At 73.8% G+C, this 21,177-nt stretch carries 22 protein-coding genes, 3 tRNA genes and 4 pseudogenes; 10 read left to right on the plus strand and 19 right to left on the minus strand.

The annotated features are described in order from the left end of the window. Position 1: 1 nt before the first annotated feature. Both BJF79_RS48505 and recG read right to left on the minus strand, forming a co-directional pair. Positions 2 to 853: a serine/threonine-protein kinase gene (locus BJF79_RS48505; protein ID WP_075907335.1), complete on the minus strand. Its 852-nt coding sequence runs from the start codon at positions 851 to 853 to the stop codon at positions 2 to 4. A 197-nt stretch (positions 854 to 1,050) separates the two neighbouring features. After that, a pseudogene (gene recG, locus BJF79_RS48510) lies at positions 1,051 to 3,231 on the minus strand (ATP-dependent DNA helicase RecG). A gap of 220 nt (positions 3,232 to 3,451) precedes the next feature. On the opposite strand from recG, the gene rpmB reads away from it, so the two are divergent. Continuing rightward, on the plus strand, positions 3,452 to 3,646 hold the full coding sequence (gene rpmB / locus BJF79_RS48515) for a 50S ribosomal protein L28 (protein WP_075907336.1): 195 nt from the start codon (positions 3,452 to 3,454) through the stop codon (positions 3,644 to 3,646). Positions 3,647 to 3,718: 72 nt separating this feature from the next. On the opposite strand, the pseudogene thiD reads toward rpmB, so the two are convergent. From thiD to BJF79_RS48530, 4 genes and pseudogenes are all read right to left on the minus strand, one after another. Next, a pseudogene (gene thiD / locus BJF79_RS48520) lies at positions 3,719 to 4,530 on the minus strand (bifunctional hydroxymethylpyrimidine kinase/phosphomethylpyrimidine kinase). A gap of 77 nt (positions 4,531 to 4,607) precedes the next feature. Next, entirely contained in the window at positions 4,608 to 5,087 is a 480-nt protein-coding gene (locus BJF79_RS48525; RefSeq protein WP_083734818.1) for a cellulose binding domain-containing protein, read from the minus strand. After that, the gene (locus BJF79_RS64975; RefSeq protein WP_083734819.1) at positions 5,087 to 5,464 is read right to left on the minus strand and encodes a hypothetical protein; all 378 of its coding nucleotides are present in this window, start codon (positions 5,462 to 5,464) and stop codon (positions 5,087 to 5,089) included. The genes BJF79_RS48525 and BJF79_RS64975 overlap by 1 nt, the downstream gene beginning before the upstream one ends. Positions 5,465 to 5,565: 101 nt before the next feature. Further along, a pseudogene (locus tag BJF79_RS48530) lies at positions 5,566 to 6,482 on the minus strand (thiamine-phosphate kinase). 114 nt (positions 6,483 to 6,596) lie between these two features. Here BJF79_RS48530 and BJF79_RS48535 point away from each other — a divergent pair. Together BJF79_RS48535 and BJF79_RS48540 are read left to right on the plus strand one after the other, a co-directional pair. Further along, a complete protein-coding gene (locus BJF79_RS48535) occupies positions 6,597 to 6,830 on the plus strand; it encodes an Lrp/AsnC ligand binding domain-containing protein (protein WP_075907337.1) in 234 nt (77 codons plus the stop codon). A gap of 19 nt (positions 6,831 to 6,849) precedes the next feature. Further along, positions 6,850 to 7,314: a DUF3515 domain-containing protein gene (locus BJF79_RS48540; protein WP_075907338.1), complete on the plus strand. Its 465-nt coding sequence runs from the start codon at positions 6,850 to 6,852 to the stop codon at positions 7,312 to 7,314. 113 nt (positions 7,315 to 7,427) lie between these two features. On the opposite strand, the gene BJF79_RS48545 is transcribed toward BJF79_RS48540, so the two are convergent. The 6 genes from BJF79_RS48545 to BJF79_RS64985 form a co-directional block, all read right to left on the minus strand. Then, entirely contained in the window at positions 7,428 to 8,015 is a 588-nt protein-coding gene (locus tag BJF79_RS48545; RefSeq protein ID WP_262403679.1) for a TetR/AcrR family transcriptional regulator, read from the minus strand. 82 nt (positions 8,016 to 8,097) lie between these two features. Further along, positions 8,098 to 8,181, minus strand: a tRNA-Tyr gene (locus BJF79_RS56860). Positions 8,182 to 8,211: 30 nt separating this feature from the next. Next, positions 8,212 to 8,284: transfer RNA gene (locus BJF79_RS48550), tRNA-Leu, on the minus strand. 5 nt (positions 8,285 to 8,289) lie between these two features. Beyond that, positions 8,290 to 8,363, minus strand: a tRNA-Leu gene (locus tag BJF79_RS48555). A 233-nt stretch (positions 8,364 to 8,596) separates the two neighbouring features. Continuing rightward, entirely contained in the window at positions 8,597 to 8,986 is a 390-nt protein-coding gene (locus tag BJF79_RS64980) for a DUF4190 domain-containing protein (RefSeq protein WP_075907340.1), read from the minus strand. A 215-nt stretch (positions 8,987 to 9,201) separates the two neighbouring features. Next, on the minus strand, positions 9,202 to 9,939 hold the full coding sequence (locus BJF79_RS64985) for a serine/threonine-protein kinase (RefSeq protein ID WP_158079534.1): 738 nt from the start codon (positions 9,937 to 9,939) through the stop codon (positions 9,202 to 9,204). 372 nt (positions 9,940 to 10,311) lie between these two features. Between BJF79_RS64985 and BJF79_RS48570 the strand changes: the two genes are divergently transcribed. Further along, entirely contained in the window at positions 10,312 to 11,316 is a 1,005-nt protein-coding gene (locus BJF79_RS48570) for a beta-propeller domain-containing protein (protein WP_075907342.1), read from the plus strand. After that, positions 11,310 to 12,275, plus strand: a complete 966-nt coding sequence (locus BJF79_RS48575) for a beta-propeller domain-containing protein (RefSeq protein WP_075907343.1) — start codon at positions 11,310 to 11,312, stop codon at positions 12,273 to 12,275. Before BJF79_RS48570 ends, BJF79_RS48575 begins: the two co-directional genes overlap by 7 nt. 22 nt (positions 12,276 to 12,297) lie before the next feature. Here the strand turns inward: BJF79_RS48575 and BJF79_RS48580 are convergent, their stop codons facing one another. The 3 genes from BJF79_RS48580 to BJF79_RS48590 form a co-directional block, all read right to left on the minus strand. Beyond that, positions 12,298 to 13,416 carry a D-alanine--D-alanine ligase family protein gene (locus BJF79_RS48580; protein WP_075907344.1) on the minus strand — a complete coding sequence of 373 codons (1,119 nt, stop codon included), beginning with the start codon at positions 13,414 to 13,416 and terminating at the stop codon, positions 12,298 to 12,300. A 78-nt stretch (positions 13,417 to 13,494) separates the two neighbouring features. Beyond that, entirely contained in the window at positions 13,495 to 14,505 is a 1,011-nt protein-coding gene (locus BJF79_RS48585) for an NAD(P)H-dependent glycerol-3-phosphate dehydrogenase (protein WP_075907345.1), read from the minus strand. After that, positions 14,502 to 15,338 (minus strand): lysophospholipid acyltransferase family protein, encoded by an 837-nt coding sequence (locus BJF79_RS48590; protein WP_075907346.1) that lies wholly within the window; start codon positions 15,336 to 15,338, stop codon positions 14,502 to 14,504. The genes BJF79_RS48585 and BJF79_RS48590 overlap by 4 nt, the downstream gene beginning before the upstream one ends. Positions 15,339 to 15,423: 85 nt before the next feature. On the opposite strand from BJF79_RS48590, the pseudogene cofC reads away from it, so the two are divergent. Both cofC and BJF79_RS48600 read left to right on the plus strand, forming a co-directional pair. Beyond that, positions 15,424 to 16,096: pseudogene (gene cofC, locus BJF79_RS57730) on the plus strand (2-phospho-L-lactate guanylyltransferase). Positions 16,097 to 16,114: 18 nt separating this feature from the next. Next, positions 16,115 to 16,324 carry a cold-shock protein gene (locus tag BJF79_RS48600; protein WP_262403680.1) on the plus strand — a complete coding sequence of 70 codons (210 nt, stop codon included), beginning with the start codon at positions 16,115 to 16,117 and terminating at the stop codon, positions 16,322 to 16,324. Between the two features lie 71 nt (positions 16,325 to 16,395). Here BJF79_RS48600 and BJF79_RS48605 read toward each other — a convergent pair whose 3' ends face one another. Together BJF79_RS48605 and BJF79_RS48610 are read right to left on the minus strand one after the other, a co-directional pair. After that, positions 16,396 to 16,674, minus strand: coding sequence for an HU family DNA-binding protein (locus BJF79_RS48605; protein WP_075907348.1), 279 nt, complete (start codon positions 16,672 to 16,674; stop codon positions 16,396 to 16,398). Between the two features lie 158 nt (positions 16,675 to 16,832). After that, on the minus strand, positions 16,833 to 17,066 hold the full coding sequence (locus BJF79_RS48610; protein ID WP_075907359.1) for a hypothetical protein: 234 nt from the start codon (positions 17,064 to 17,066) through the stop codon (positions 16,833 to 16,835). A 62-nt stretch (positions 17,067 to 17,128) separates the two neighbouring features. Here BJF79_RS48610 and BJF79_RS52530 point away from each other — a divergent pair, with 62 nt between their 5' ends. Next, positions 17,129 to 17,518, plus strand: a complete 390-nt coding sequence (locus tag BJF79_RS52530) for a hypothetical protein (protein ID WP_143221011.1) — start codon at positions 17,129 to 17,131, stop codon at positions 17,516 to 17,518. 45 nt (positions 17,519 to 17,563) lie between these two features. Here BJF79_RS52530 and leuD read toward each other — a convergent pair whose 3' ends face one another. Both leuD and leuC read right to left on the minus strand, forming a co-directional pair. Further along, complete coding sequence (gene leuD, locus BJF79_RS48615; RefSeq protein ID WP_075907349.1) at positions 17,564 to 18,151, minus strand: 3-isopropylmalate dehydratase small subunit; 588 nt, start codon at positions 18,149 to 18,151, stop codon at positions 17,564 to 17,566. 9 nt (positions 18,152 to 18,160) lie between these two features. Then, positions 18,161 to 19,558, minus strand: coding sequence for a 3-isopropylmalate dehydratase large subunit (gene leuC / locus BJF79_RS48620; protein ID WP_075907350.1), 1,398 nt, complete (start codon positions 19,556 to 19,558; stop codon positions 18,161 to 18,163). 115 nt (positions 19,559 to 19,673) lie between these two features. Here leuC and BJF79_RS48625 point away from each other — a divergent pair, with 115 nt between their 5' ends. After that, positions 19,674 to 20,393, plus strand: coding sequence for an IclR family transcriptional regulator (locus BJF79_RS48625; protein WP_075907351.1), 720 nt, complete (start codon positions 19,674 to 19,676; stop codon positions 20,391 to 20,393). 113 nt (positions 20,394 to 20,506) lie between these two features. Continuing rightward, positions 20,507 to 21,034 (plus strand): MerR family transcriptional regulator, encoded by a 528-nt coding sequence (locus tag BJF79_RS48630; protein WP_262403684.1) that lies wholly within the window; start codon positions 20,507 to 20,509, stop codon positions 21,032 to 21,034. The last annotated feature ends 143 nt before the right edge of the window (positions 21,035 to 21,177 follow it).

The raw sequence follows: 21,177 nt of genomic DNA on the forward strand, positions 1-21,177 counted from the left end.
CTCAGCGCCCGGTCGTCCCGCGCGCGTGCGGGGCGACGGCGGGGGCCGCGCCGCCCAGCAGGTCGCGCAGCACCTGCTGGGCCTCCGGGCGGCGCGCCGGATCCTTGGCGAGGCAGCCGGCGACGACGCCGCGCAGCGAGTCCGGAAGCGCGGACATGTCCGGCTCGTACTGCAGGATCCGGTGGAACACCGCGGAGATGTTGTCGTTGCCGAACGGGTGCCGCCCGGTCGCGGCGAACAGCATCGTCGCCGCCCAGGCGAACATGTCCACGCCCGCGCCGAGGTCGCCGTCGGCGATCTGCTCCGGCGCCATGTACGAGGGCGTCCCCATCACCCCGCTGCTCCGCGCCGACGAGGAGCCGAGCACCCGCGCGATCCCGAAGTCGATGACGCGCGGACCGTCCGGCCCCATCAGGACGTTCGACGGCTTGAAGTCGCGGTGCAGGATCCCCGCGCGGTGGATCGCGGCGAGGGCGGTGACGGTGCCGATCGCCAGCCGGTCCAGGTCGGTCCCGGTGCGCGGCCCGTCCCCGCCGACCAGCGCGCTGAGCGACGGGCCGGGAACGTACTCGCTCACCACGTACGGGGCGTCGCCGGAGAAGTCGGCGTCCAGGACCTGCGCCGTGCAGAACCCGGCGACCCGCCCGATGACCGCGAGTTCCCGCTCGAACCGCGACCGCCATTCGGGGTTGCGGCTGAGCCGGGCGCGCAGCAGCTTGATCGCCGCCTGCCCGCCGTCCTCGCGCCGCCCCAGGTAGACGATGCTCTGCCCGCCCTCGCCCAGCCGTCCGGCCAGCTCGTACGGGCCCAGCCGCGCAGGGTCCCCGGGCAGCAGGGGGTCGACGCCCGTCATGGGTGCTCCTCCGTCGCACGCGATCCGCCACGGGAGTCCTACCCGCGACGGCACCGGATGGCCACTCCGCATCCGCTACCAACTTGGACGCGGGTGACGGCCCGTACGTTCTGCGTGACCCACGGTCCCTTCACGCGTCGGCCCAAGGGTCGGCCCAAGGGTCGGTGCGCTCAGCAGGGCTCCGCCACGGCGACGGGTCAGCCCTTCTCCAGGAAGTCGGCGCGCTCCTCGTCCAGGAGCGCGGCGAGTTCGGCGGCCAGCGCCGGGTGCTCGGCCAGGTCGGGGTCGGCGTCGATGAGCGCGGTCGCCTCCTCGCGGGCGTCGCGGATGACGTCCTCGTCCCGCTGCAGGGTGAGCAGGCGCAGGCTGGACGTGCGGCCGGCCTGCGCGGCGCCGAGGACGTCGCCCTCGCGGCGCTGTTCGAGGTCGAGCCGCGACAGTTCGAACCCGTCGGTGGTGGACGCGACGCGTCGAGCCGCTCGCGCGCCTTCGAGGCGGGCTCGGCGTCGGTGACCAGCAGGCACAGGCCGTGCAGGGAACCCCGGCCGACCCGGCCGCGCAGCTGGTGCAGCTGCGACACGCCGAACCGGTCCGCGTCCATGATCACCATGACGGTGGCGTTGGGGACGTCGACGCCGACCTCGATGACCGTGGTGGCGAGCAGGACGTCCAGCTCGCGGTCGGTGAAGCGGCGCATCACCGCGTCCTTCTCGTCGGGCGGCAGCTTGCCGTGCAGGACGCCGATGCGCAGCCCGTCGAGGAGCTCCGCCAGCTTCGGCAGCAGCTCCATGATCCCGAGCGGGGAGCGGCGGCCCTCCTCGGAGTCGTAGGAGTCGCCCTCGTCGCCCTCCTGCTCGCCGATGCGCGGGCACACGATGTAGATCTGCCGCCCCTGCCGGGCCTCCTCCTTGATCCGCTCCCAGGTCCGCGCGAGGAACGCGGGCTTCTCCGGCGGCACCACGACGGTCTGGATCTGCGAGCGGCCCGCCGGGAGCTGCCCGAGCACGGACGTCTCCAGGTCGCCGAACACCGTCATCGCGACCGTCCGCGGGATCGGCGTCGCCGTCATGACCAGGACGTGCGGCCGTCCCCCGGCGGTCTTCTCGCGGAGCGCGTCGCGCTGCTCGACGCCGAACCGGTGCTGCTCGTCCACGACCACCAGGCCGAGGTCGGCGAACTGGACGGACTCCTGCAGCAGCGCGTGCGTCCCGACGACGATGCCCGCCGCACCGGACGCCGCGTCCAGCATCGCCTCCTTGCGGGCCTTCGCGCCCAGCGACCCGGTCAGCAGCGCGACCCGGGTGGCGTTGTCGGCGCCGTCGAGCTGCCCGGCGCGCGCCAGGTCGCCCAGCATCCCGGTGATCGACCGGTGGTGCTGCTGCGCGAGGACTTCGGTCGGCGCCAGCAGCGCCGCCTGCCCGCCGCCGTCCACCACCTGCAGCATCCCCCGCAACGCCACGATCGTCTTGCCGGCTCCGACGTCGCCCTGCAGGAGGCGGTGCATGGGGTGCTCGCGGGCGAGGTCGGCGGCGAGTTCGCGCCGACGCGCGCTGGCCGTCGGTCAGCTCGAAGGGGAGGCGGGCGCGAAGTCGGCGAGCAGCCGGACGGCCGTCCGGGCGCGGCTTCGCGGGCAGCGCCGCGGCGGCGCGGCGGCGCTGCGCCAGGGCGGCCTGGACGACGAACGCCTCGTCCCACTTGAGCCGGGCCTTCGCGCGGCCCAGCCCGTCCCAGCTCCGCGGCCGGTGGATGCCCTCGTACGCCGCGCGGAGGCCGATCAGCTTCCGGCGGTCCAGCAGCGCCGCGGGCATCGGGTCGGCGGGCAGTTCGAGGCCGTCGAGGACCATGCCGACGGACTTGCTGATCGCCTCGATGTCCAGGCCCTTGGTGGACGGGTAGATCGGGATGATCTCGTCGGCCCACTCCTGCGCGGCCTGCTCGGCGGTCTTCTCCGCGACGACCTTGTACTGCGGGTGGGCGAGCTGCCGCTGCACCTGGCCGCTGCGCGGCACGTAGGTGCTGATCTTCCCGGCGAACAGGCCGCGGGTGCCGGGCGACAGGTCCTTCTCGGGCTTGTAGGAGCCCTTGCGGCCGAAGAAGCTGAGCTTGAGGCGTCCGGTGCCGTCGGTGACGGTGATCTCCAGGACGTAGCCGGGGCTGCGGGTCAGGGTGCGGCCCTGCACCTTGACGACCTCGGCCATGACCGTGACGTGCTCGCCGTCCTGGAGGCCGCTGAGCGGGGTCAGCTCACCGCGGTGCGCGTACCGGCGCGGGTAGTGGTGCAGGAGGTCGCCGACGGTGTGGAGGTCGAGACCCTTCTTCAGCACGTTCGCCGTCTTGTCGCCGAGTACCTTCCGCAACGGCTCGTCGAGATTCGCCACGCCGTCCTTTGTAGCCCATCCCGGTGACGGTAATCAGGCGTCACGGGCCGGAGGGCCCGCATTCGCGCAGGCCGATTCGCTCAACGCGGGCCCGGTGGGCTACTCTGATCCATGCGCCTCGTCCAGGCGTTCCCTCGTGAGCGCCGGTGAAGTCCGGTTCGCCCCCTACGGCGACGGGCGGCGCTCCGGTTAGAGCATCGACACCCACTTGGAGTTTCCCGTGGCTTCCGTTTGCGACGTCTGCGGCAAGGGACCCGGTTTCGGCATGCGCGTCTCCCACTCGCACCGCCGCACCCCGCGCCGCTGGAACCCCAACATCCAGCGCGTGCGCGCCGTCGTGAACGGTGGCACGAAGCGGATCAACGCCTGCACGTCCTGCATCAAGGCCGGCAAGATCGTCAAGCCCACGGTCTGACCGCGGGCCTCGGCCGGCTCATCGGAAGCGTCCGATGGGCCGGCCTTTCGCATGTCCGGACGGTCCGGGCCGTCAGGCGCGCCGCATCCAGGCGTGGTCGACCGGGCCGATGCCGGAGCCGAGGGGGAAGCCCGCGGCGATGGCGCCCGTCACGTACTCCTTGGCGCGCGCGACGGCCGTGGGGACGTCCGCGCCCAGCGCGAGGTGCGAGGCGATCGCGGACGCGAGCGTGCAGCCCGTCCCGTGGGTGTGCCGGTTGTCGTGCCGCCGGGCGCCGAAGCGGTGCTCGCGCTCCCCGTCGAACAGCAGGTCGGCGGGCTCGCCCGGCAGGTGACCGCCCTTGATCAGCACCCACCGCGGGCCGAGCGCCTTGACCGCCTCGGCCGCCTCGCGCATCCCCGACTCGTCCACCACCTTGACGCCCGTGAGCTGCTCCACCTCGTAGAGGTTCGGGGTGACGACCGTCGCGGCGGGCAGCAGCGTCCCGCGGACGGCGTCGACGGCCTCGGGCGCGAGCAGCGAGTCGCCGTGCTTGGAGACGCCGACCGGGTCGACCACGGACGGCGCGTCGGACGCGGCGAGGGCCTCGGCGACCGTCTCGACGAGGGCCGTGGAGGCGAGCATCCCGGTCTTGAGGGCGTGCACCCCGATGTCGGACAGGACCGAGTCGAGCTGGGCGCGCACGGCCTCCACGGGCAGTTCCCAGTAGCCCTGGACGCCGCGGGAGTTCTGCGCGGTGACGGCGGCGATCACGCTCATGCCGTGCACGCCGAGGGCGAGCATCGTCTTGAGGTCCGCCTGGATGCCGGCGCGCCGCCGGAGTCCGAGCCGGCGATGGTGAGGACGAGCGGCGGGGCCTGGCGAGCGGGCGCGTCATGGGGCATGTGTCCACCTTATTGCGCTTTTCGCGGATCGTCCTGTTGCGGACGGTCGCGCGGCCCGGCCCGCGGATCGGCCCGGCTCAGACGAACGCGCACTCCAGCTCGTTGATGACGCAGTAGGTCGGCTTCGCGGGCGCGCCCTTCGCGGTGAAGACGATCTTCACGGTGTCGCCCGCCGGGATCCCGGTGGTGCCGTGCACCTTCGTGAGCGCCCCGACCCGGGCGACGGTGGCGCCCTGCACCTCGCCGACCACCGCGTCCGGGATCTTGAAGGCCAGAGCCCACTGGGCGACCGGCCGGTTCCCCCGGTTGCCGATCGTGGCGGTCGCCTTGAAGCCGTTCGCGTCGCGGGACGCGACGCTGAACCGGACGACGAGCCCGTCCGGCCGTCCGTTCGCCCCGGTGGCGCCCTGCCCGGGACCGTGCTGGAGCACCTGGCTGTCGTTGGCCGTGGCCTCCGGGTTCTTCGGCGCCCCGCCGGCGAAGTTGAGCGAGATCTGCTGCGTGCTCAGCGCGTACGACACGATGCCGACGGCGATCACGAGCGCGACGATCGGCATCAGCGGGAACGGCAGCGAACCGACGAACCGGGCGACCCGCCGCGGAGCGGACGGGTCCGGTGAAGCCGGGCCGTCCGGGGCCGGGACCGGAGCCGGGCCGGACAGCGGGCCGGCGTACGCGGCGGACGCGTGGGCGGGCCCGGCGGGGCGGGCGGCGCGGCGTGGGGGCCGGTGGACGCCGGGCCCGGGCCGCGCCCCGCGACGACGGCCGGACGGTGCGTGCCCGGGCGGGACACGAACACCTGATCGTCGGTCGGGCCGGTGAAGCCGTCGTAGCGAGGTCCGGCGGACGGGCCGAAGGACGACCGCCCCGGCGGCGCCTGCGCGCTCGCTCCGGGCTCGTCCTCGGGCTGCTCGGGTTTGGAGTGTCGTCCCATTCCATTCCTCGTCGGTCAGGGGATGTATACCAAACCGGCACCAAATATGCCTACCGGCCCGACGAACGCCCCGCACTCCTCGAATTCTCGAAAAGCTCCGTTCAACTGCGAAAATGGTCCCATCCGGCAGCTTCCTGAACGCGCCCGTCGACGGTCACGCCCGTTCCGCGCGCGACGGCGCCGATCCGCGTCCAGGACGGCGGCAGCGGCGCGGCCGCCGGGAACGTTCCGGCGAACGCGTGGTCCTCGCCGCCGGTGAGCGCGTGCCGCAGCCCGCCGGGGCCGAGGACGGCCGGGACGGGCACCGCCGCGGACTCGACGTCGATCCACACCCCGCTCGCCGCCGCGATGTGCCCGAGGTCCTGCAGGAGCCCGTCGCTGACGTCCAGCAGGGCCGTCGCGCCCAGTTCGCGCGCCTGCGGCCCCGCCTCGTACGGCGGTTCCGGGCGCCGATGGGCCGCGACGACCTCCGCGGGCCCGTCCCGTCCGGCGGTGAGCAGCTCCAGGCCGGCCGCCGCGAAGCCGAGGCGGCCGCGCACCGCCACGACGTCGCCGGGACGGGCCCCGTCGCGGGTCAGCGGCGCCCCGCCCGCCAGGTCGCCGAGCGCGGTGATCGCCAGCGTGATCTGCCGGGCGGCCACGACGTCGCCCCCGGCTACGGACGCCCCCGCGGTCTCGCACTCGTCGGCGAGGCCCGCGTACAGCCCGTCCGCCCACTCCGCGTCCGTGCCGGGCGGCGCCGCGAACCCGACGAGCAGCGCGGCACGGCGCCCATCGCGGCGACGTCGGCGAGGTTCTGCGCGGCGGCCTTGCGGCCGACGTCGTAGGGGCCCGACCAGTCGCGGCGGAAATGCCGCCCCTCGACGAGCAGGTCGGTGGTGGCGACGACGCGCCCGTCCGGTGCCGCGATCACCGCCGCGTCGTCCCCCGGACCGAGCCGTACCTGCGGGCCCCGCGGCAGCCGGGCCGTCAGCCGCTCGATCAGCCCGAACTCGCCCAACTCCCCGATCGTCGCCATCCGTCCATGTTTTCACCGTACGGTCGCCGGTTCGTACCGCCCCGACCGCCCGCCGGAGCGGGTAACGCGATACGGTGAACCGTCCGACGGCAATTCCCGCCCGGGGAGGACGTGATGGTGCAGGCCTACATCCTCATCCAGACCGAAGTCGGCAAGGCCGCCGAGGTGGCGGGTCACATTTCCGGCATGACGGGCGTCACGCGCGCGGAGGACGTCACCGGCCCCTACGACGTGATCGTCCGGGCGGAGGCGAACAACGTGGACGAGCTGGGCAGGCTCGTCGTCGCGCAGATCCAGACCGTCGAGGGCATCACCCGCACGCTGACGTGCCCGATCGTGCACATCTGACCGGAGAGCAACACAGTCGATGGTGAAGCGTCGGGGGGCGTCGGCGATGGTCCTCGCCCTGGTGGCCGCGGTGACGGCGGCGTGCGCCGAGGGCGCGGTGCAGGTCCGGCCGCCGGAGCCGGACGCGGCGACGCAGCGGCTCTGCGAGGGGCTGCGGCTGCCGGAGAAGGTCCACGAGCAGGAACGGCGGGACACCTCGCCGAAGTCGGCGCTGACGGCGGCGTGGGGATCGCCCGCGATCGGGCTGCGCTGCGGAGTGCCGCGCCCGGCGGCGCTGCGGCCCGAGTCGCAGCTCGTCACGATCAACGGGGTCAACTGGTTCCCCACCCCGGGCGACCCGTCGGTCACGTTCACGGCGGTGGCGCGGCAAGCCTACGTGGAGGTGACGGTCCCGCCGGAGTACCACCCGGCGGGCGACGTCCTCATCGAGCTGACGCCCGCGATCAAGGCGACGATCCCGGAGAAACCCGAAGGGCAGATCTGACCGGTCAGCGCGTCTTCACCCGGATCGGCCGGGTCGCGAAGCCCCGCACGTTCGCCGAGTGCACGCGTCGCGCGTTCGCGTGGTCGAACGAGCGGAGACCGCGGCCACGGCCGTCACCACACCTCGGGGTCGGGCAGGATCAGCTCGGCCATCTCGGCGAGCCGGTCGGCCATGCGGGCGTAGGACGTGTAGCCCATCCCCGCGTGCAGAAGCGCGCCGGAGTAGGCCAGCTCCAGCGCGCCGAGCGTCCGCTCGTCGGCGTGCTCGCGCAGCGCGGCCGTGAGCCGCCCGCGGATGGCGACGCCGATGCGGATCCGCAGTTCGCGGACGTCCGGGTCGGTGCCGAGCATCGCCGTGGTGCACGCCGCCGCCAGCTCGGGCTCGTCGGAGACCAGCAGCGCGATCTCCCGCAGCACCTCGATCACCGCGCGGCGGAGCGGACCGCCCGCCTCGACGGGCGGCAGCGCGCCGAGCCGCCGCCAGAACACCTCGGTGATGAGGTGGTTCTTGGAGGCGAAGTAGGTGTAGGCGGTGGCGGGCGCGACGCCCGCGCGGCGGGCCACGTTGCGGACGGTCAGCCCCTCGTAGCCGGTCTCGCGCAGCTCCTCCACGGCGGCGTCGGTCAGCCGCCGCACCGTGTCGGCCTGCCGCTCGGTGAGGCGGCGGCGTGTGGGCTCGGTCGTCAACTGTTCCCCGGACACGTGTCCGGACATTAGTTCAGGACGCCCCCGAACGCCAACACCGCGACGCTCGCACGTCTACGTGAGGGGCGAGGAAGGGAAGTGGGGCGGGTGGGATTCGAACCCACTCAGCGCGAAGCACTTGTTTTACAGACAAGCCCGACTCTCCTGACGTCGGCGCCGCCCCGGGCGGCGGATCGGCACGGATCCGCCGTAGTACCTCCGGAGGGATTCGAACCCCCACCGCACAGCACCTCATGCTGCCGTCTCTGCCGTTGGACTACGGAGGCGTGCGTGCGGCTCCCGGGATTCGAACCCGGAACGTCCACTTCCTGAAAGTGGCCCCTCTGCCGATTGGGGTAGAGCCGCAGGTCGGGCGAGGAGGCGTCGCTCGCGGCGGCTCGGCCGGGGTGGTGCCTAGGAGGCGGGATACCGGCCGGGGCGGGCGTGCGACGCCGAGGGCAGTCGTAGGTCGCTCAGTCGATAGCGGTGCTGCTCCTGCGCCATGGCCGGTCCTCCTCTCGGGGTCTCGCGTCACCGTCTCGGACGGGCTGACGTGATCTACGGTGCCACCCGGGCGGTGGGGGCACAACCCATTTAATTCACTCCCCCTCGGCCGGGGGCGCGAGGATGCCGATGAGGATGAGCAGCCAGAAGGCGATCATGATCCAGCCGAGGGCGATGCCGGTCAGGGCGAGGCCGAGGCCGCGTTCGCCCGAGCGGCGCACCCGCACCCAGGCCAGGTGCCCGGCGACGATGGCCGGGATGGACGGGAGCCCGCAGGTCACGAGGCCGACGAGCCCGAACGTCAGCGCGTAGATCGCGTAGCTGTTGAGCGGCGGTTTCGCATGCGGGTGGCGCGGCGGCGCGTGGTGGGCCGGCGGGCCGTAGGGCGACGCCGGACGGGTCGCGACGGCGTCGGCGTAGCGCGTCCACGACTCGGCCTCGGCGCCGCGGCCCTGGCCGCGGAGCAGCGTCGCGAGGTTGCGCATCGCCGCCGGGTCGCCGGCCTGGGCCGCCTGCCGGTACTGCCGCTCGACGAGGGCCTCGGCCTCGCCGTCGGCGAGCGCGGGGCCCGCGGACGGGACGGGCGCGGGGGTCGGCGGGACGTGCGCGGGCGGCCCGGTGTCCGGCTGCGGCGGCGCGTAGGTGCTCGGCCGCGCCGGTGCGCGCGTCCCGGCGGGGTGCTCGCGGACGCCGCCGGAGATCAGGCCGTCGAGGAGTTCCTGGGCGGACGGGCGGTGCGACGGGTCCTTCGCGAGCGCGCGGCGGACGGCGTGCAGGAGCGAGCCGTCGAGCCTCGCAGGTCCGGTTCGGCGCTCATGATCTGGTGGATGACGATCGGGAGGGACTTCCCGGCGAAGCACGTGTCGCCGCGGGCGGCGAACGCGACGGTGGCGCCCCACGCCCAGACGTCCGAGGCGGGGGACGCGCCGCGCCCGTCGAGCTGCTCGGGGGCCATGAACGCGGGGGTGCCGACGATGCCGCCGGTGGCGGTGAGGCGCGTCCCGTCCAGTGAGCGGGCGATGCCGAAGTCGATGACGCGGGGGCCGAAGGTGGACAGCAGGACGTTCGCCGGTTTGAGGTCGCGGTGGACGACGTCGGCGTCGTGGATGGCGGTCAGCGCGGTGGCGATGCCGACCGCGACGGCTTCGAGGTCGGCGCCGCGCAGCCGTCCGGTGTCGGCGACGGCGGCGTCGAGGCTCTGCCCGGCGACGAACTCGGTCACGAGGTACGGGGGGTCGGCGCGCGGGTCGGCGTCCAGGACGGGCGCGGTGCAGAACGGGCGGACGCGCTGCGCGGCCCGCACCTCGGACTCGAACCGGGCGCGGTACTGCGGGTCGGCGGCGTACTCGCGCCGGATGACCTTGATCGCGACCTTGCGGCCGGACTCGTCCGTCCCGAGGTAGACGGTGCCCATGCCGCCTTCGCCGAGCCGGTCCATCACCCGGTACGGGCCGATGCGATCCGGTGTCTCGGCGTGCCGCACGGGGCGATCTCCTCGGTGTGGGGACAGATGCCCTAAGCGTGGCATATCCGGACGCCGGTCGCCGCGCGACGTGGCCGGTGAGCGATCCCGGCCGGGTTTCGGTCTTGCTTTCCGGCACCCCCTGAACGACAGTCCGACCTGGCCGCGTCCGCGACAACGGCGAGCCGGCCCCGGACGAGCCGCGCGAGATCGCGATCTTCCTGACGCACTACATCGGCCGGCCGGTCGGCACCAAGCTCAGCGTCCAGATCGACGAGCACGAGAAGAAGAAGCGAAAGGAGAACTGTCGGGAACCGGACGCGCGCTGGCCGCGTCTCACGCGAATGCGTGCACGTACGGTCTCGGCGATCACGGTGGCCGCCGCGTCGGTGGCGGTGTCGGGCGGCTGCGCCCTGCGGGCGGACGACGGCCCGGAGCCGGTGCCCCCGCCACCGATGGCCCTGGTCGGCTACCGGACCTGCGAGCGGCTGCTGGACGGCCTGCGGCGCGCGACCGCGCTGCAGGTCGGGCCGGACGGGACGGTCGGCCCGGACCGGACGGGGGCGGCGGACTCGGCGGCGGGCGAGAAGCGCGAGATGTCCGCCGCCAGCGCCGGGTGCGGCGCCCGAGGCGGCGTCGGCCGTCCCGGAGCATTCCCGGACGAACGCGCACGAGCCCGGCGCGGACGAGCCCGACCTCGTCAAGACCGACGGCCGCCGCATCGTCGCCCTCGGGGACGGCGACCTGCGCGTCATCGACCCCGCGTCCCGGAAGGTCGCGCACACGCTCGACCTGCCGGGAGCGGCATGGAACGCCGACAGGCGGTTGCTCATGGACGGCGACCGCGTCCTGGTGCTGGAGTCGCGGCGCGTGTTCCGGGCGTTCGACGCGGCGAGGGCGCTTCCGGAGGCGGATTCGCCGCCGCGCCCGTCCCCGCCGCCGCCCGCTCCCCCGGCTCCGCGGACGCGGCTGACGCTGGTGGACGTCGCCGGGGCGCCGCGCGTCGTCGCCACGCTGACGTCCGACACCGAGTACGTGGACGCGCGGCAGAGCGACGGGACCGTGCACGTCGTCGTGCGGTCGACCCCGCGGATCGACTTCCCCGACCCGACCCCACGCCCACAAAAGCGAACAGGACGGGACGAACCGTCCACCACCGGGCGACCCGGGCAGACCGACCCCGCTGATCAGGACGCGATCGAGTCCGCGCGGCGGGCCGTCATGCGGGCGCCGCTGAACGCCTGGCTGCCCACCTTCACCGTCGACCGCGACGCGCGCCGCGCGCCGAGTACCGGGCGCCGTGCGACCGGGTCAGCCGTCCCGCCGCCTACAGCGGGAGCGGTTCGATGCTGAGCGTGCTGACCCTCGACCTGGCGGGCGGCCTCGCCGACCCGCGCCCGGTCGGGATCGCGGTCGACGGCTCCACCGTCTACGGAACCGGGAAGAACCTGTACGTCACGGGCACCGCGCCGCGCCCGTACGCCGAACGGGCCGCGGCCGTCGAACGCACCGACGTCCACAAGATCACGCTGCCGCCGGGCGGCCCGCCGGAGTTCGCCGCGTCCGGGTCGGTGCCCGGGCGCCTGCTGAACCAGTACGCGATGTCCGAGCACGACGGGAACCTGCGCGTCGCGACGACGACGCGCGCCGCGGACGCGCGGGCGTCCAGCAGCGCGCTGCGCGTCCTGCGGCAGAACGGTCCGCGGCTCGACGAGATCGGCCGGGCGGACGGCCTCGGGAAGACCGAGCGGATCTACGCGGTCCGCTTCACCGGGACGACCGCGTACGTGGTCACGTTCCGCCGCACCGACCCGCTGTACGTGCTCGACCTGGCGGACCCGCGCCGTCCCCGCGTCACCGACGAACTGAAGATCACCGGCTATTCGGCCTACCTGCATCCGGTGGCGGACGGACGGCTCCTCGGCGTCGGCCGGGACGCGGACGCGTCCGGGCGGGTCGAGGGCCTGCAGGTGTCGCTGTTCGACGTCGCCGGGAAGCCGCGGCGGATCGACGCGTACACGCTGCCCGGCGCCGGTTCGGACGCCGAGTTCGACCCGCACGCGTTCCTGTACTGGGCGCGCACCGGCCTCACCGTGCTGCCGGTGCGCGAACCGGGCGACGCGGCGGGCGAGGCGCTCGTCCTCAAGGTGACCCGGGACGGCGTCGCGAAGGCGGGCCGCGTCGCGCATCCCGGCGCGTCCGTCCGGCGGTCGCTCGTCCTCGGCGACACCCTGTGGACGTTCTCGGACGAGGGCGCCCGCGCGTCCGACGCGGCCACGCTCGCCGACCGGGCCTGGCTCCCCTACGACTGACGCGCCGCGCCGGTCCGGCGCGTCAGCGCAGGCCGGTGGTGCGGGCGGCGGCGGTCCGGATGAGGCGGTCGACGAGCGCCGGGTAGTCCAGGCCGGTCGCGGCCCACATCTGCGGGAACGCGGACGCGGGCGTGAACCCGGGCATGGTGTTGATCTCGTTGAGGACCCAGCGGCCGTCCGGGGTGCAGAAGAAGTCGACCCGGGCGAGGCCCTCGCAGTCGAGCGCCTCGAACGCCTGGACGGCGATGCGCCGGACCTCCTCGATCGCCGCCTCGGGCAGGTCCGGCGGGATCGCCATGGTGGTGCCGCCGTCGAGGTACTTGGTCTCGAAGTCGTAGAAGTCGCTGTCGCTCGACGTCAGCACCTCGGCGGGCAGGCTCGCCTCGGCGGGGCCGTCGTCCAGGCCCTGCAGGACGCCGCACTCGATCTCGCGGCCCTCGATCGCGGCCTCCACGATGACCTTCGGGTCGTGCTCGCGGGCCGCGTCGACGGCCGCCTCGATGCCGTCCTCGGACGTGACGCGGCTGATGCCCATGCTCGATCCGGCCCGCGCGGGCTTGACGAACACGGCGCGGCCCGCGTCCAGGCCGAGTTCCTTGATCTCGTCGATCTTGCGCTTGCGTTCGCGACGCCACTCCCGGTCGCCGACCAGCACGTACGGGCCGACGGGCAGGCCCTGCGCCTGCCAGACGAGCTTCATGAAGCCCTTGTCCATGCCGACCGCGCTGGCCAGCACCCCGGCGCCGACGTAGCGGATGCCCGCCAGGTCGAGCATGCCCTGGATGGTGCCGTCCTCCCCGAAGGGGCCGTGCAGCAGCGGCAGGACGACGTCGACCTCGCCGAGCGAGGACGGGACCTCCCCCGGGGCGACCGAGATCAGGCCGCGGCCGGCGGGGTCGAACGGGAGCGCGAGCGCGGTGCCGCCGCCGTCCACCTCGGGCAGCCGGCCGTCCTCGATCGCGAGCCGCTGCCCGGCGGACGCCAGGACCCAGCGGCCGTCGCGGGCGATGCCGATCGGCACCACCTCGTAGCGGTCCCGGTCGATCGCGGCCATCACGGCTCCGGCGGTGACGCAGGAGATCGCGTGCTCGCTGCTGCGCCCGCCGAACACGACGGCCACGCGGATCTTGGAGTGGGACATGATGCCCGACCCTACCGTTGCCGGGCCCGGGTCGGCCACGAGCGGGCCGGGCGCGCCCGCCGGGGCGCGCACCGCAGGTCACACGCCATAACGCTCCGCTTTCGGGGCCCGCGAGATGAGGGCGACGGCCGCCTCCTTGATGGGCACGCCGTGGTGCAGCACCCCGGTGACCGCCTCGGTGATCGGCATCTCCACGTTGTGCTTGCGGGCGAGTTCCATCACCGCCTCCGCCGACTTCACGCCCTCCGCGGTCTGCTTCGTCACCGAGATGACCTGGTCGAGGGTCATGCCCCGGCCGAGGTTCTCGCCGAACGTCCGGTTGCGCGACAGCGGCGACATGCAGGTCCCGACGAGGTCGCCCATCCCGGCGAGACCCGCGAAGGTGTGCTCGTCCGCGCCCATCGCCACGCCGAGCCGGGTGATCTCGGCGAGGCCGCGCGTCATCAGCACCGCCTGCGTGCTGGCGCCGAACCCGAGCCCGACCGACATCCCGACGCACAGCGCCACGATGTTCTTCACCGCGCCGCCCAGCTCGCAGCCGATGACGTCCGTGGACGTGTAGCTGCGGAAGTACGGGGTCATCGTCGCCGCCTGCAGCCGCCGCGCCGCGTCCTCGTCCGCGCACGCCGCGACGGCCGCGCCGGGCTCGCCGCTCGCGATCTCGCGCGCCAGGTTCGGCCCGCAGAACACCGCGACCCGCTCCTGCGGCACGTCGGCGACCTCCCGCACGACCTCCGACATCCGCAGCGTCGTGCCGTCCTCCACGCCCTTCATCAGGCTCACCATGACGGCGCCGGACGGCAGGTGCGGGCCCCACGCGGCGAGGTTCGCCCGGAGGGTCTGCGCGGGGACGGCCAGGGCGACGAAGTCGGCGCCGTGCAGGGCCTCGGCCGGGTCGAGCGTGGCGCGCATCCCCTCGGGCAGGGCGATGCCCGGCAGGTAGTCGGTGTTCTCGTGCCGCTCGTTGATCGCCTCGACGACGCCGGGCCGGCGGCCCCACAGGACCACCTCGCCGCCCGCGTCGTGCAGCAGCTTGCCGAACGTCGTGCCCCAGGAACCCGCGCCCATCACCGCGGTCCGCGGCGTCATGAGCCCGCCGCCTTGCTTCCGGTGGAGCGCGTGCCGCCGGCGGCGTCGTCGTCCCGGGCCGGACGGGCGCCGGGGACCGTCCCGCGCCGTTCCGCGAGCACCCGGCGGTGGTCGTAGCGTTCGACGGGCGGCAGTTCGCCGCGCAGCTCGCCGAGCAGCCCGGCGATCGCCGTCATGATGTCGTCGGTCGCGGCGCGCAGCGTCTCCTTGCCGAGCGGCTCGCCCGCGTACCGCGACAGGTCGACCGGCGGCCCCGCGATCACCCGCATCGTCTTGCGGGGGAACGGGTGGAAGCCCTTCTTCAGGCTGCCCGCCAGGCCGGTCTGCTCGCCCTTCTTGTAGGGCAGCAGCTCGTGCGCGCCCCAGCTCGCCACGGGGACGACCTGCGCGCCCGTCTTCAGCGCCATCCGCGCCACGCCGGTCTGGCCGCTCATCGGCCACAGCTCGGGGTCGCGGGTGCAGCTGCCCTCGGGGTAGAACATCAGGCACTCGCCGTCGAGGAGCGCGCGTTCCGCGTCCTGGAGCGCCGCCGCCGCGTCCTCCCGGTCCCGGTACACGGGGATCTGCCCGGTCCCACGCAGCACCGCCCGGATGAACCGCACGTCGAACAGCGTGGACTTGGCCAGGTAGACGGGGTAGCGGCCCGACTCGTACACGAAGTGGGCGAGCGCCAGCGGATCGGACTCGGAGATGTGGTTCGCGGCGATGATCACACCGCCCTCACCGGGCACGTTGCCGCGGCCCCGCCAGTCCCGTTTCAGCAGCCCGAACAGCAGCGGGCGCAGGATGACGATCGTGAGCTTGCGCCAGGCCGGCGAAAACCCGTGGCTCATGCCCCGTCCCCTTCCGATCCGTACCCCGGACGAACGCGGGGTGTCCTCAAGTTTCGTGGTTGCGTGCGCATAGTGTCGAGTCGCCATGTCTACTGCTGAAGCGCGCAGCGCGCCTCCCCTCCAGTGGTCGCTCGTCGTGCCGGTCAAGGTCCTGGCCAGGGCCAAGACCCGGATGTCCGCGGCGGCGGGCCCGCATCGGCGGGCCCTCGCCCTCGCCGTGGCCACCGACACCGTGGCCGCGGCGCTGCGCTGCGACCGCGTCCGCGGTGTGATAGTCGTCACCGACGACCCCCTTCCGGCCGCCGAACTGGCCGCCCTCGCGCCCGGATCGTGCCCGACGAACCCGACGCGGGCCTCAACCCGGCCCTGGAGTACGGGGCCGCGCGGGGCCGGGAGGCCGCCCCGGACGCGGGCGTGGGGGCGCTTTCCGCAGACTTGCCCGCTTTGCGACCGGACGAACTCGCGCGCGTCCTCGACGCCGCCGCGGCCGCGCCGCACGCGTTCGTCCCGGACGCGGCGGCGTCGGCACCACCCTGTACACCGCGCGTCCCGGCGTCCCGTTCGCCCCCGCGTTCGGGCACGGCTCACGCGCCGCGCACCGCGCCCGGGGCGCCCGGGAACTGGTCCTGGACTCCATCGACAGCGTACGCCGGGATGTGGACACCCCGGACGATCTTCGAGCGGTTCTCGCGCTCGGCGCCGGACCGCACACCGCGTCAGTCGCCGCCCGGTTCCCCGCCATCGCCGCCGACGCGTGAGCGCCCGCCGCGGCTAGCATGATCGGTATGCAGGGGACGGTGCGGACGTTCGACGACGAGACGCGCTCGGGCAGCGTGCTGCTGGACGACGGGACGGAGCTGCCGTTCGACGCCGCCGCGTTCGACGCGGGCGGGCTGCGGCTGCTGCGGTTCGGCCAGCGGGTGAACCTCGCGCTGCAGGACGACCGGGTCACGGTGGTGACGCTGTCGACGTTCCCGCTCCCCTGAACCCGCGCGCCCTGGACATACGAAGGCGCCCGGGACCGTGCCGACGGGTCCCGGGCGCCTTCGCCGTGTTGCTACTTCTTACCGGCCACCAGGTTCTTGAAGTCCGCACCGGCCTTGAACTTCGGCACGGACGTCGCCGGAACCTCGATGGTCTTGCCCGTTGCGGGGTTGCGGGCCGTACGGGCAGGCCGGTCGGCCTTCTCGAACGAACCGAACCCGGTGATCGCGACCTTGTCGCCCTTGGCGACGGCGTTCTGGATCGCCTCCAGGATGGCGTCGACGGCCTCGGCTGCGGCCTTCTTGCTTCCCATCCGGTCAGAGATGGCGTCGACCAGCTCACGCTTGTTCATGGGTTACTCCTCTAGTTCCCCCCTTGCCCGAACGAAACTAAGGGACCCTCGACACCGACACAATCACCTGCACACAATCACTGGCGTGTCGCGGTCGTTTTTGTCGTGCTCGTCCCCGTCTCGCCGGGTGACCGGACCGGATCCGGCCACTGCGCACGCTAACGGACGTCGGGCGCGTCTTGGAAATCGGCGAGGAACGCCTCCAGCCTGCGCGCGGCCAGCGCGGCGTCCCGTTTGGCCAGATCGGTGATCGCCAGGAGGTGCCGGATGAGCCGCTGCCGGACCGCCGGCGGGAGCGGCGCGACGGCGCGATGGGCGTCGCGCAGCTGCCGCGCGAGCCGGGTCAGCTCCGGGTCGTCCCACGCCGGTCCGTCCCACGGGGCCGAGGTCACGTGCATTCCCCCCAACACTCGTTCGGGCCTCCGCATGCCTCGATTGTCCCTGGCCCCCGCCGGTGCTCCCGCACCCGGGTACGCCGAAGCGCCGGATCGCCCCCGGCGACCCGGTCCGACGCCCACGACGATCGGCGTCCCATGCGCACGTCCGGAAGCACCCGGCACGGCCGAAGGCCCGGACCGCCCACCGGCGCCCCGGGCCCACCCGCAAAACCACCCGCCGAGCCGTCCCCACGACGACCGAACCCATCGCCGCGCGCCCCAAGCCGCCCGCGCAGCCCGGCCGCCCCCACGACGACCCGGCGCACCACCCGCGCGACCCCAGGCCGCCTCCAGGACGACCCCGCGCCACCCCCGCGGCGCAGACCGTCCCCACGACGACCCGGCGCACCGCCCGCGCGGTGCGGGGCGTCCTCGCGGCGGGCGGGCGCATCGTCGCGCCGCCGTAGGCGCCCCGGCGCCGTAGGCCGCGCGTGGCTTGCCGGGTTCCGGTGCTACACCGTGACGGGCTTGTACGACTGGCGCGTGGCCTCGAAGTCGGCGATGGCGTCGGCGTGGCGGAGGGTGAGGCCGATGTCGTCGAGACCCTCCGTCAGCCGCCAGCGGGTGTAGTCGTCGATCTCGAAGGACGCGGTCTCGGCGCCGTAGCGGACCTCGCGCTTCTCCAGGTCGACGGTGATCTCCAGCGCCGGGTCCTGCTCCACCAGGGTCTGCAGGGTCTCGACCTGCTCGCCGGTGAGGATGACGGGCAGCAGGCCCATCTTCGTGGAGTTGTTGCGGAAGATGTCACCGAAGCGCGGAGCGATGACGACGCGGAAGCCGTACTGCTGCAGGGCCCAGACGGCGTGCTCGCGGGACGAGCCCGTGCCGAAGTCGGGGCCGGCGACCAGGATGCCCGCGCCCGCGTACTGCGGCTGGTTGAGGACGAACTCGGGGTCCTCGCGCCAGGCGGAGAACAGCCCCTTGTCGAAGCCGGTGCGGCTGACCTGCTTGAGCCACACGGCGGGGATGATCTGGTCGGTGTCGACGTTGCTGCGGCGCAGCGGGACCGCGCGCCCGGTGTAGGTCGTGAACGCTTCCATCGTGGTTCCTTAGAGGTCGGCGGGCGCGGCCAGGCGGCCGGTGACGGCGGTGGCGGCGGCGACGGCGGGAGACACCAGGTGGGTGCGGCCGCCGGGCCCCTGCCGTCCCTCGAAGTTGCGGTTGGACGTCGAGGCGCTGCGCTCGCCCGGGGTGAGCTTGTCGGGGTTCATGGCGAGGCACATCGAGCAGCCCGCCTCCCGCCACTGCGCGCCCGAGGCGGAGATGACCTCGTCGAGGCCCTCCTGCTCGGCCTGCTCCTTGACCTTCATGGAGCCGGGGACGACCAGCATGCGGACGCCGTCGGCGACCTTGCGGTCCTTCAGGACGTCGGCGACGGCCCGCAGGTCCTCGATGCGTCCGTTGGTGCAGGAACCGACGAAGACGGTGTCGACGGCGACGTCGCGCAGCGGCGTCCCGGCGGTGAGGCCCATGTACTCCAGGGCGCGCTCGGCGGCCTGCCGCGCGACCGGGTCGGTGAAGGACGCCGGGTCGGGCACGGAGTCGCCGAGCGGGAGGCCCTGGCCGGGGTTGGTGCCCCAGGTGACGAACGGGGTCAGCTCGGCGGCGTCGATGACGATCTCCTTGTCGAAGACCGCGTCGTCGTCGGTGCGCAGCGACGTCCAGTACTCGACGGCCGCGTCCCAGTCGGCGCCGGACGGCGCGTGCGGGCGGCCCTGGATGTACTCGAACGTCTTCTCGTCGGGGGCGATCATGCCGGCGCGGGCACCGGCCTCGATCGACATGTTGCAGACGGTCATGCGGCCTTCCATCGACAGCGAGCGGATCGCCGCGCCGCGGTACTCGATGATGTGGCCCTGGCCGCCGCCGGTGCCGATGCGGGCGATGATCGCCAGGATGAGGTCCTTGGCGGTGACGCCCGCGGGCAGGTCGCCCTCGACGGTGACGGCCATCGTCTTCGGCTTGGTCTGCGGCAGCGTCTGGGTGGCGAGGACGTGCTCGACCTCGCTGGTGCCGATGCCGAACGCGAGCGCGCCGAACGCGCCGTGCGTGGAGGTGTGCGAGTCGCCGCACACGACCGTCATGCCGGGCTGGGTCAGCCCGAGCTGCGGGCCGATGACGTGGACGATGCCCTGCCCGGCGTCGCCCATCGGGTGCAGCCGGACGCCGAACTCCGAGCAGTTCTTGCGGAGGGTCTCGACCTGGGTGCGCGACACCGGGTCGGCGATCGGCTTGAGCAGGTCGGTCGTCGGGACGTTGTGGTCCTCGGTGGCGATCGTCAGATCGGGGCGGCGGACCGGCCGCCCGTTCATCCGCAGCCCGTCGAACGCCTGCGGGCTGGTGACCTCGTGCACCAGGTGCAGGTCGATGTAGAGGAGGTCCGGCTCGCCCTCGGCTCGCCGTACGACGTGCGCGTCGTACACCTTCTCGGCCAGTGTGCGGCCCATCGCTCCCACCTCACCTGTCATGATTCGTCCGACACGTCGCGTTTGGCCGCGTTCGTGTCGCTGGTCGGTTCCGCCCCGATTTGCATCTCACATTCCGAGACTGCAATATCAAGACATGGACAACTCTAGCGGAGTCGGCGTACTTGACAAAGCGGTTCTCGTACTGAACGCGCTCGAAGCGGGCCCGGCGTCGCTCGCCCAGCTCGTCCAGAGCACCGGCCTGGCCCGGCCGACCGCCCACCGGCTCGCCGTCGCCCTGGAGCACCACCGGTTCGTGCACCGGGACGCGCAGGGCCGGTTCATCCTCGGGCCGCGCCTCGCCGAGCTGTCCGTCGCCGCCGGGGAGGACCGGCTGCTCGCGATCGCCCAGCCCATCCTGTCCCAGCTCCGCGACCTGACGGGCGAGAGCGCGTCGCTGTTCCGCCGCCAGGGGGACGTCCGGGTCTGCGTCGCCGCGGCCGAGCGCAGCAGCGGGCTGCGCGACACCATCCCGGTCGGCGCCGCGCTTCCGATGACGGCCGGTTCCGCCGCCCAGATCCTGCTCGCCTGGGAGGAGCCCGACCGGCTGCACCGCGGCCTGCGCGGCGCGAAGTTCGAGGCCGCGACGCTCGCGTCCGTCCGCCGCCGGGGCTGGGCGCAGAGCGTCGGCGAGCGCGAGCAGGGCGTCGGCTCGGTGTCGGCCCCGATCCGCGGCGCCGCCGGACGGGTGATCGCCGCCGTCTCGGTGTCCGGCCCCCTCGAACGCCTCTCCCGCTCCCCCGGCCGCCTGCACGCGGGCCCCATCATGGCCGCCGCCGAGAAGATCTCCGAGGGGATGCGCCGCACCGCGTCCTGAAACCGGTAGATAACGCCGATCGCCCGCGGGAGCCCCCGAATCGGAGCTAACCTCCCGTCCCGAGGAGGTGCCCGGTGCAGATCTCCGAGCTGAGCGACCGCAGCGGCCTGACGGTGCAGACGATCAAGTTCTACATCCGGCAGGGGCTGCTGCCCGCGGGCTCGGCGGTGAGCGCGACCCGGTCCGAGTACGGTCCCGCGCACCTGGAACGGCTGCGGCTGATCAGCGCGCTGCGCGAGGTCGGCGACCTGCCGGTCGCGGCGATCCGCGACATCGTCGCCGCCGTCGACGGCGGCGACGGCCCGCACGACCTGGTCGGCGCCGCGCTGCTCGCCCTCGCCCGGACGCCGCCGACCCCGGCGACCCGGACCGGCGCGCCGCCCGGGAGGTCGTCGACGCGCTCGTCCGCGAGCACGGCTGGCGCGCCGCCGCCGACGCGCCCGCCCGCGACCTGCTCGCCGCCGCGTTCGTCTCGCTGCGCCGCCTCGGCTACCCGGTCACGCTCGCCGAACTGCGCCCGTACGTCCGGGCCGCCGCGGACGTCGCCGAGCACGAGATCGCCGCCGTGGACGGCGCCGCCCCGCGCGCGCGGACCGTCCGGTCGCTGCTGGTGTCGACGGTCGTGTACGAGCAGGTCCTGACGGCCCTGCACCGGCTGGCGCAGGAGGACGCCTCCGCCCGCCGCTTCGCGCCCTGACGGCGCCGGAAAAACCCCGCGAATTGTTCCCGTCGCCCGCACGGCCCCCGTCAGGAGAACCACCCCGGCGGAGCCCCGCCGACCGCC

The sequence above is a fragment of the Actinomadura sp. CNU-125 genome, assembly GCF_001942465.1.
Lineage (GTDB): Bacteria > Actinomycetota > Actinomycetes > Streptosporangiales > Streptosporangiaceae > Spirillospora.

Bases quoted from the DNA above. Each gene is read 5' to 3' on its own strand.
- BJF79_RS48505 (WP_075907335.1), bottom strand. From the start codon at position 853: ATGACGGGCGTCGACCCCCTGCTGCCCGGGGACCCTGCGCGGCTGGGC.
- BJF79_RS48525 (WP_083734818.1), bottom strand. From the start codon at position 5,087: ATGCCGATCGTCGCGCTCGTGATCGCCGTCGGCATCGTGTCGTACGCG.
- BJF79_RS64975 (WP_083734819.1), bottom strand. From the start codon at position 5,464: ATGGGACGACACTCCAAACCCGAGCAGCCCGAGGACGAGCCCGGAGCG.
- BJF79_RS48535 (WP_075907337.1), top strand. From the start codon at position 6,597: ATGGTGCAGGCCTACATCCTCATCCAGACCGAAGTCGGCAAGGCCGCC.
- BJF79_RS48540 (WP_075907338.1), top strand. From the start codon at position 6,850: ATGGTGAAGCGTCGGGGGGCGTCGGCGATGGTCCTCGCCCTGGTGGCC.
- BJF79_RS64980 (WP_075907340.1), bottom strand. From the start codon at position 8,986: ATGCGCAACCTCGCGACGCTGCTCCGCGGCCAGGGCCGCGGCGCCGAG.
- BJF79_RS64985 (WP_158079534.1), bottom strand. From the start codon at position 9,939: ATGGACCGGCTCGGCGAAGGCGGCATGGGCACCGTCTACCTCGGGACG.
- BJF79_RS48575 (WP_075907343.1), top strand. From the start codon at position 11,310: ATGCTGAGCGTGCTGACCCTCGACCTGGCGGGCGGCCTCGCCGACCCG.
- BJF79_RS48580 (WP_075907344.1), bottom strand. From the start codon at position 13,416: ATGTCCCACTCCAAGATCCGCGTGGCCGTCGTGTTCGGCGGGCGCAGC.
- BJF79_RS48585 (WP_075907345.1), bottom strand. From the start codon at position 14,505: ATGACGCCGCGGACCGCGGTGATGGGCGCGGGTTCCTGGGGCACGACG.
- BJF79_RS48590 (WP_075907346.1), bottom strand. From the start codon at position 15,338: ATGAGCCACGGGTTTTCGCCGGCCTGGCGCAAGCTCACGATCGTCATC.
- BJF79_RS48600 (WP_262403680.1), top strand. From the start codon at position 16,115: ATGATCGGTATGCAGGGGACGGTGCGGACGTTCGACGACGAGACGCGC.
- BJF79_RS48605 (WP_075907348.1), bottom strand. From the start codon at position 16,674: ATGAACAAGCGTGAGCTGGTCGACGCCATCTCTGACCGGATGGGAAGC.
- leuD (WP_075907349.1), bottom strand. From the start codon at position 18,151: ATGGAAGCGTTCACGACCTACACCGGGCGCGCGGTCCCGCTGCGCCGC.
- leuC (WP_075907350.1), bottom strand. From the start codon at position 19,558: ATGGGCCGCACACTGGCCGAGAAGGTGTACGACGCGCACGTCGTACGG.
- BJF79_RS48625 (WP_075907351.1), top strand. From the start codon at position 19,674: ATGGACAACTCTAGCGGAGTCGGCGTACTTGACAAAGCGGTTCTCGTA.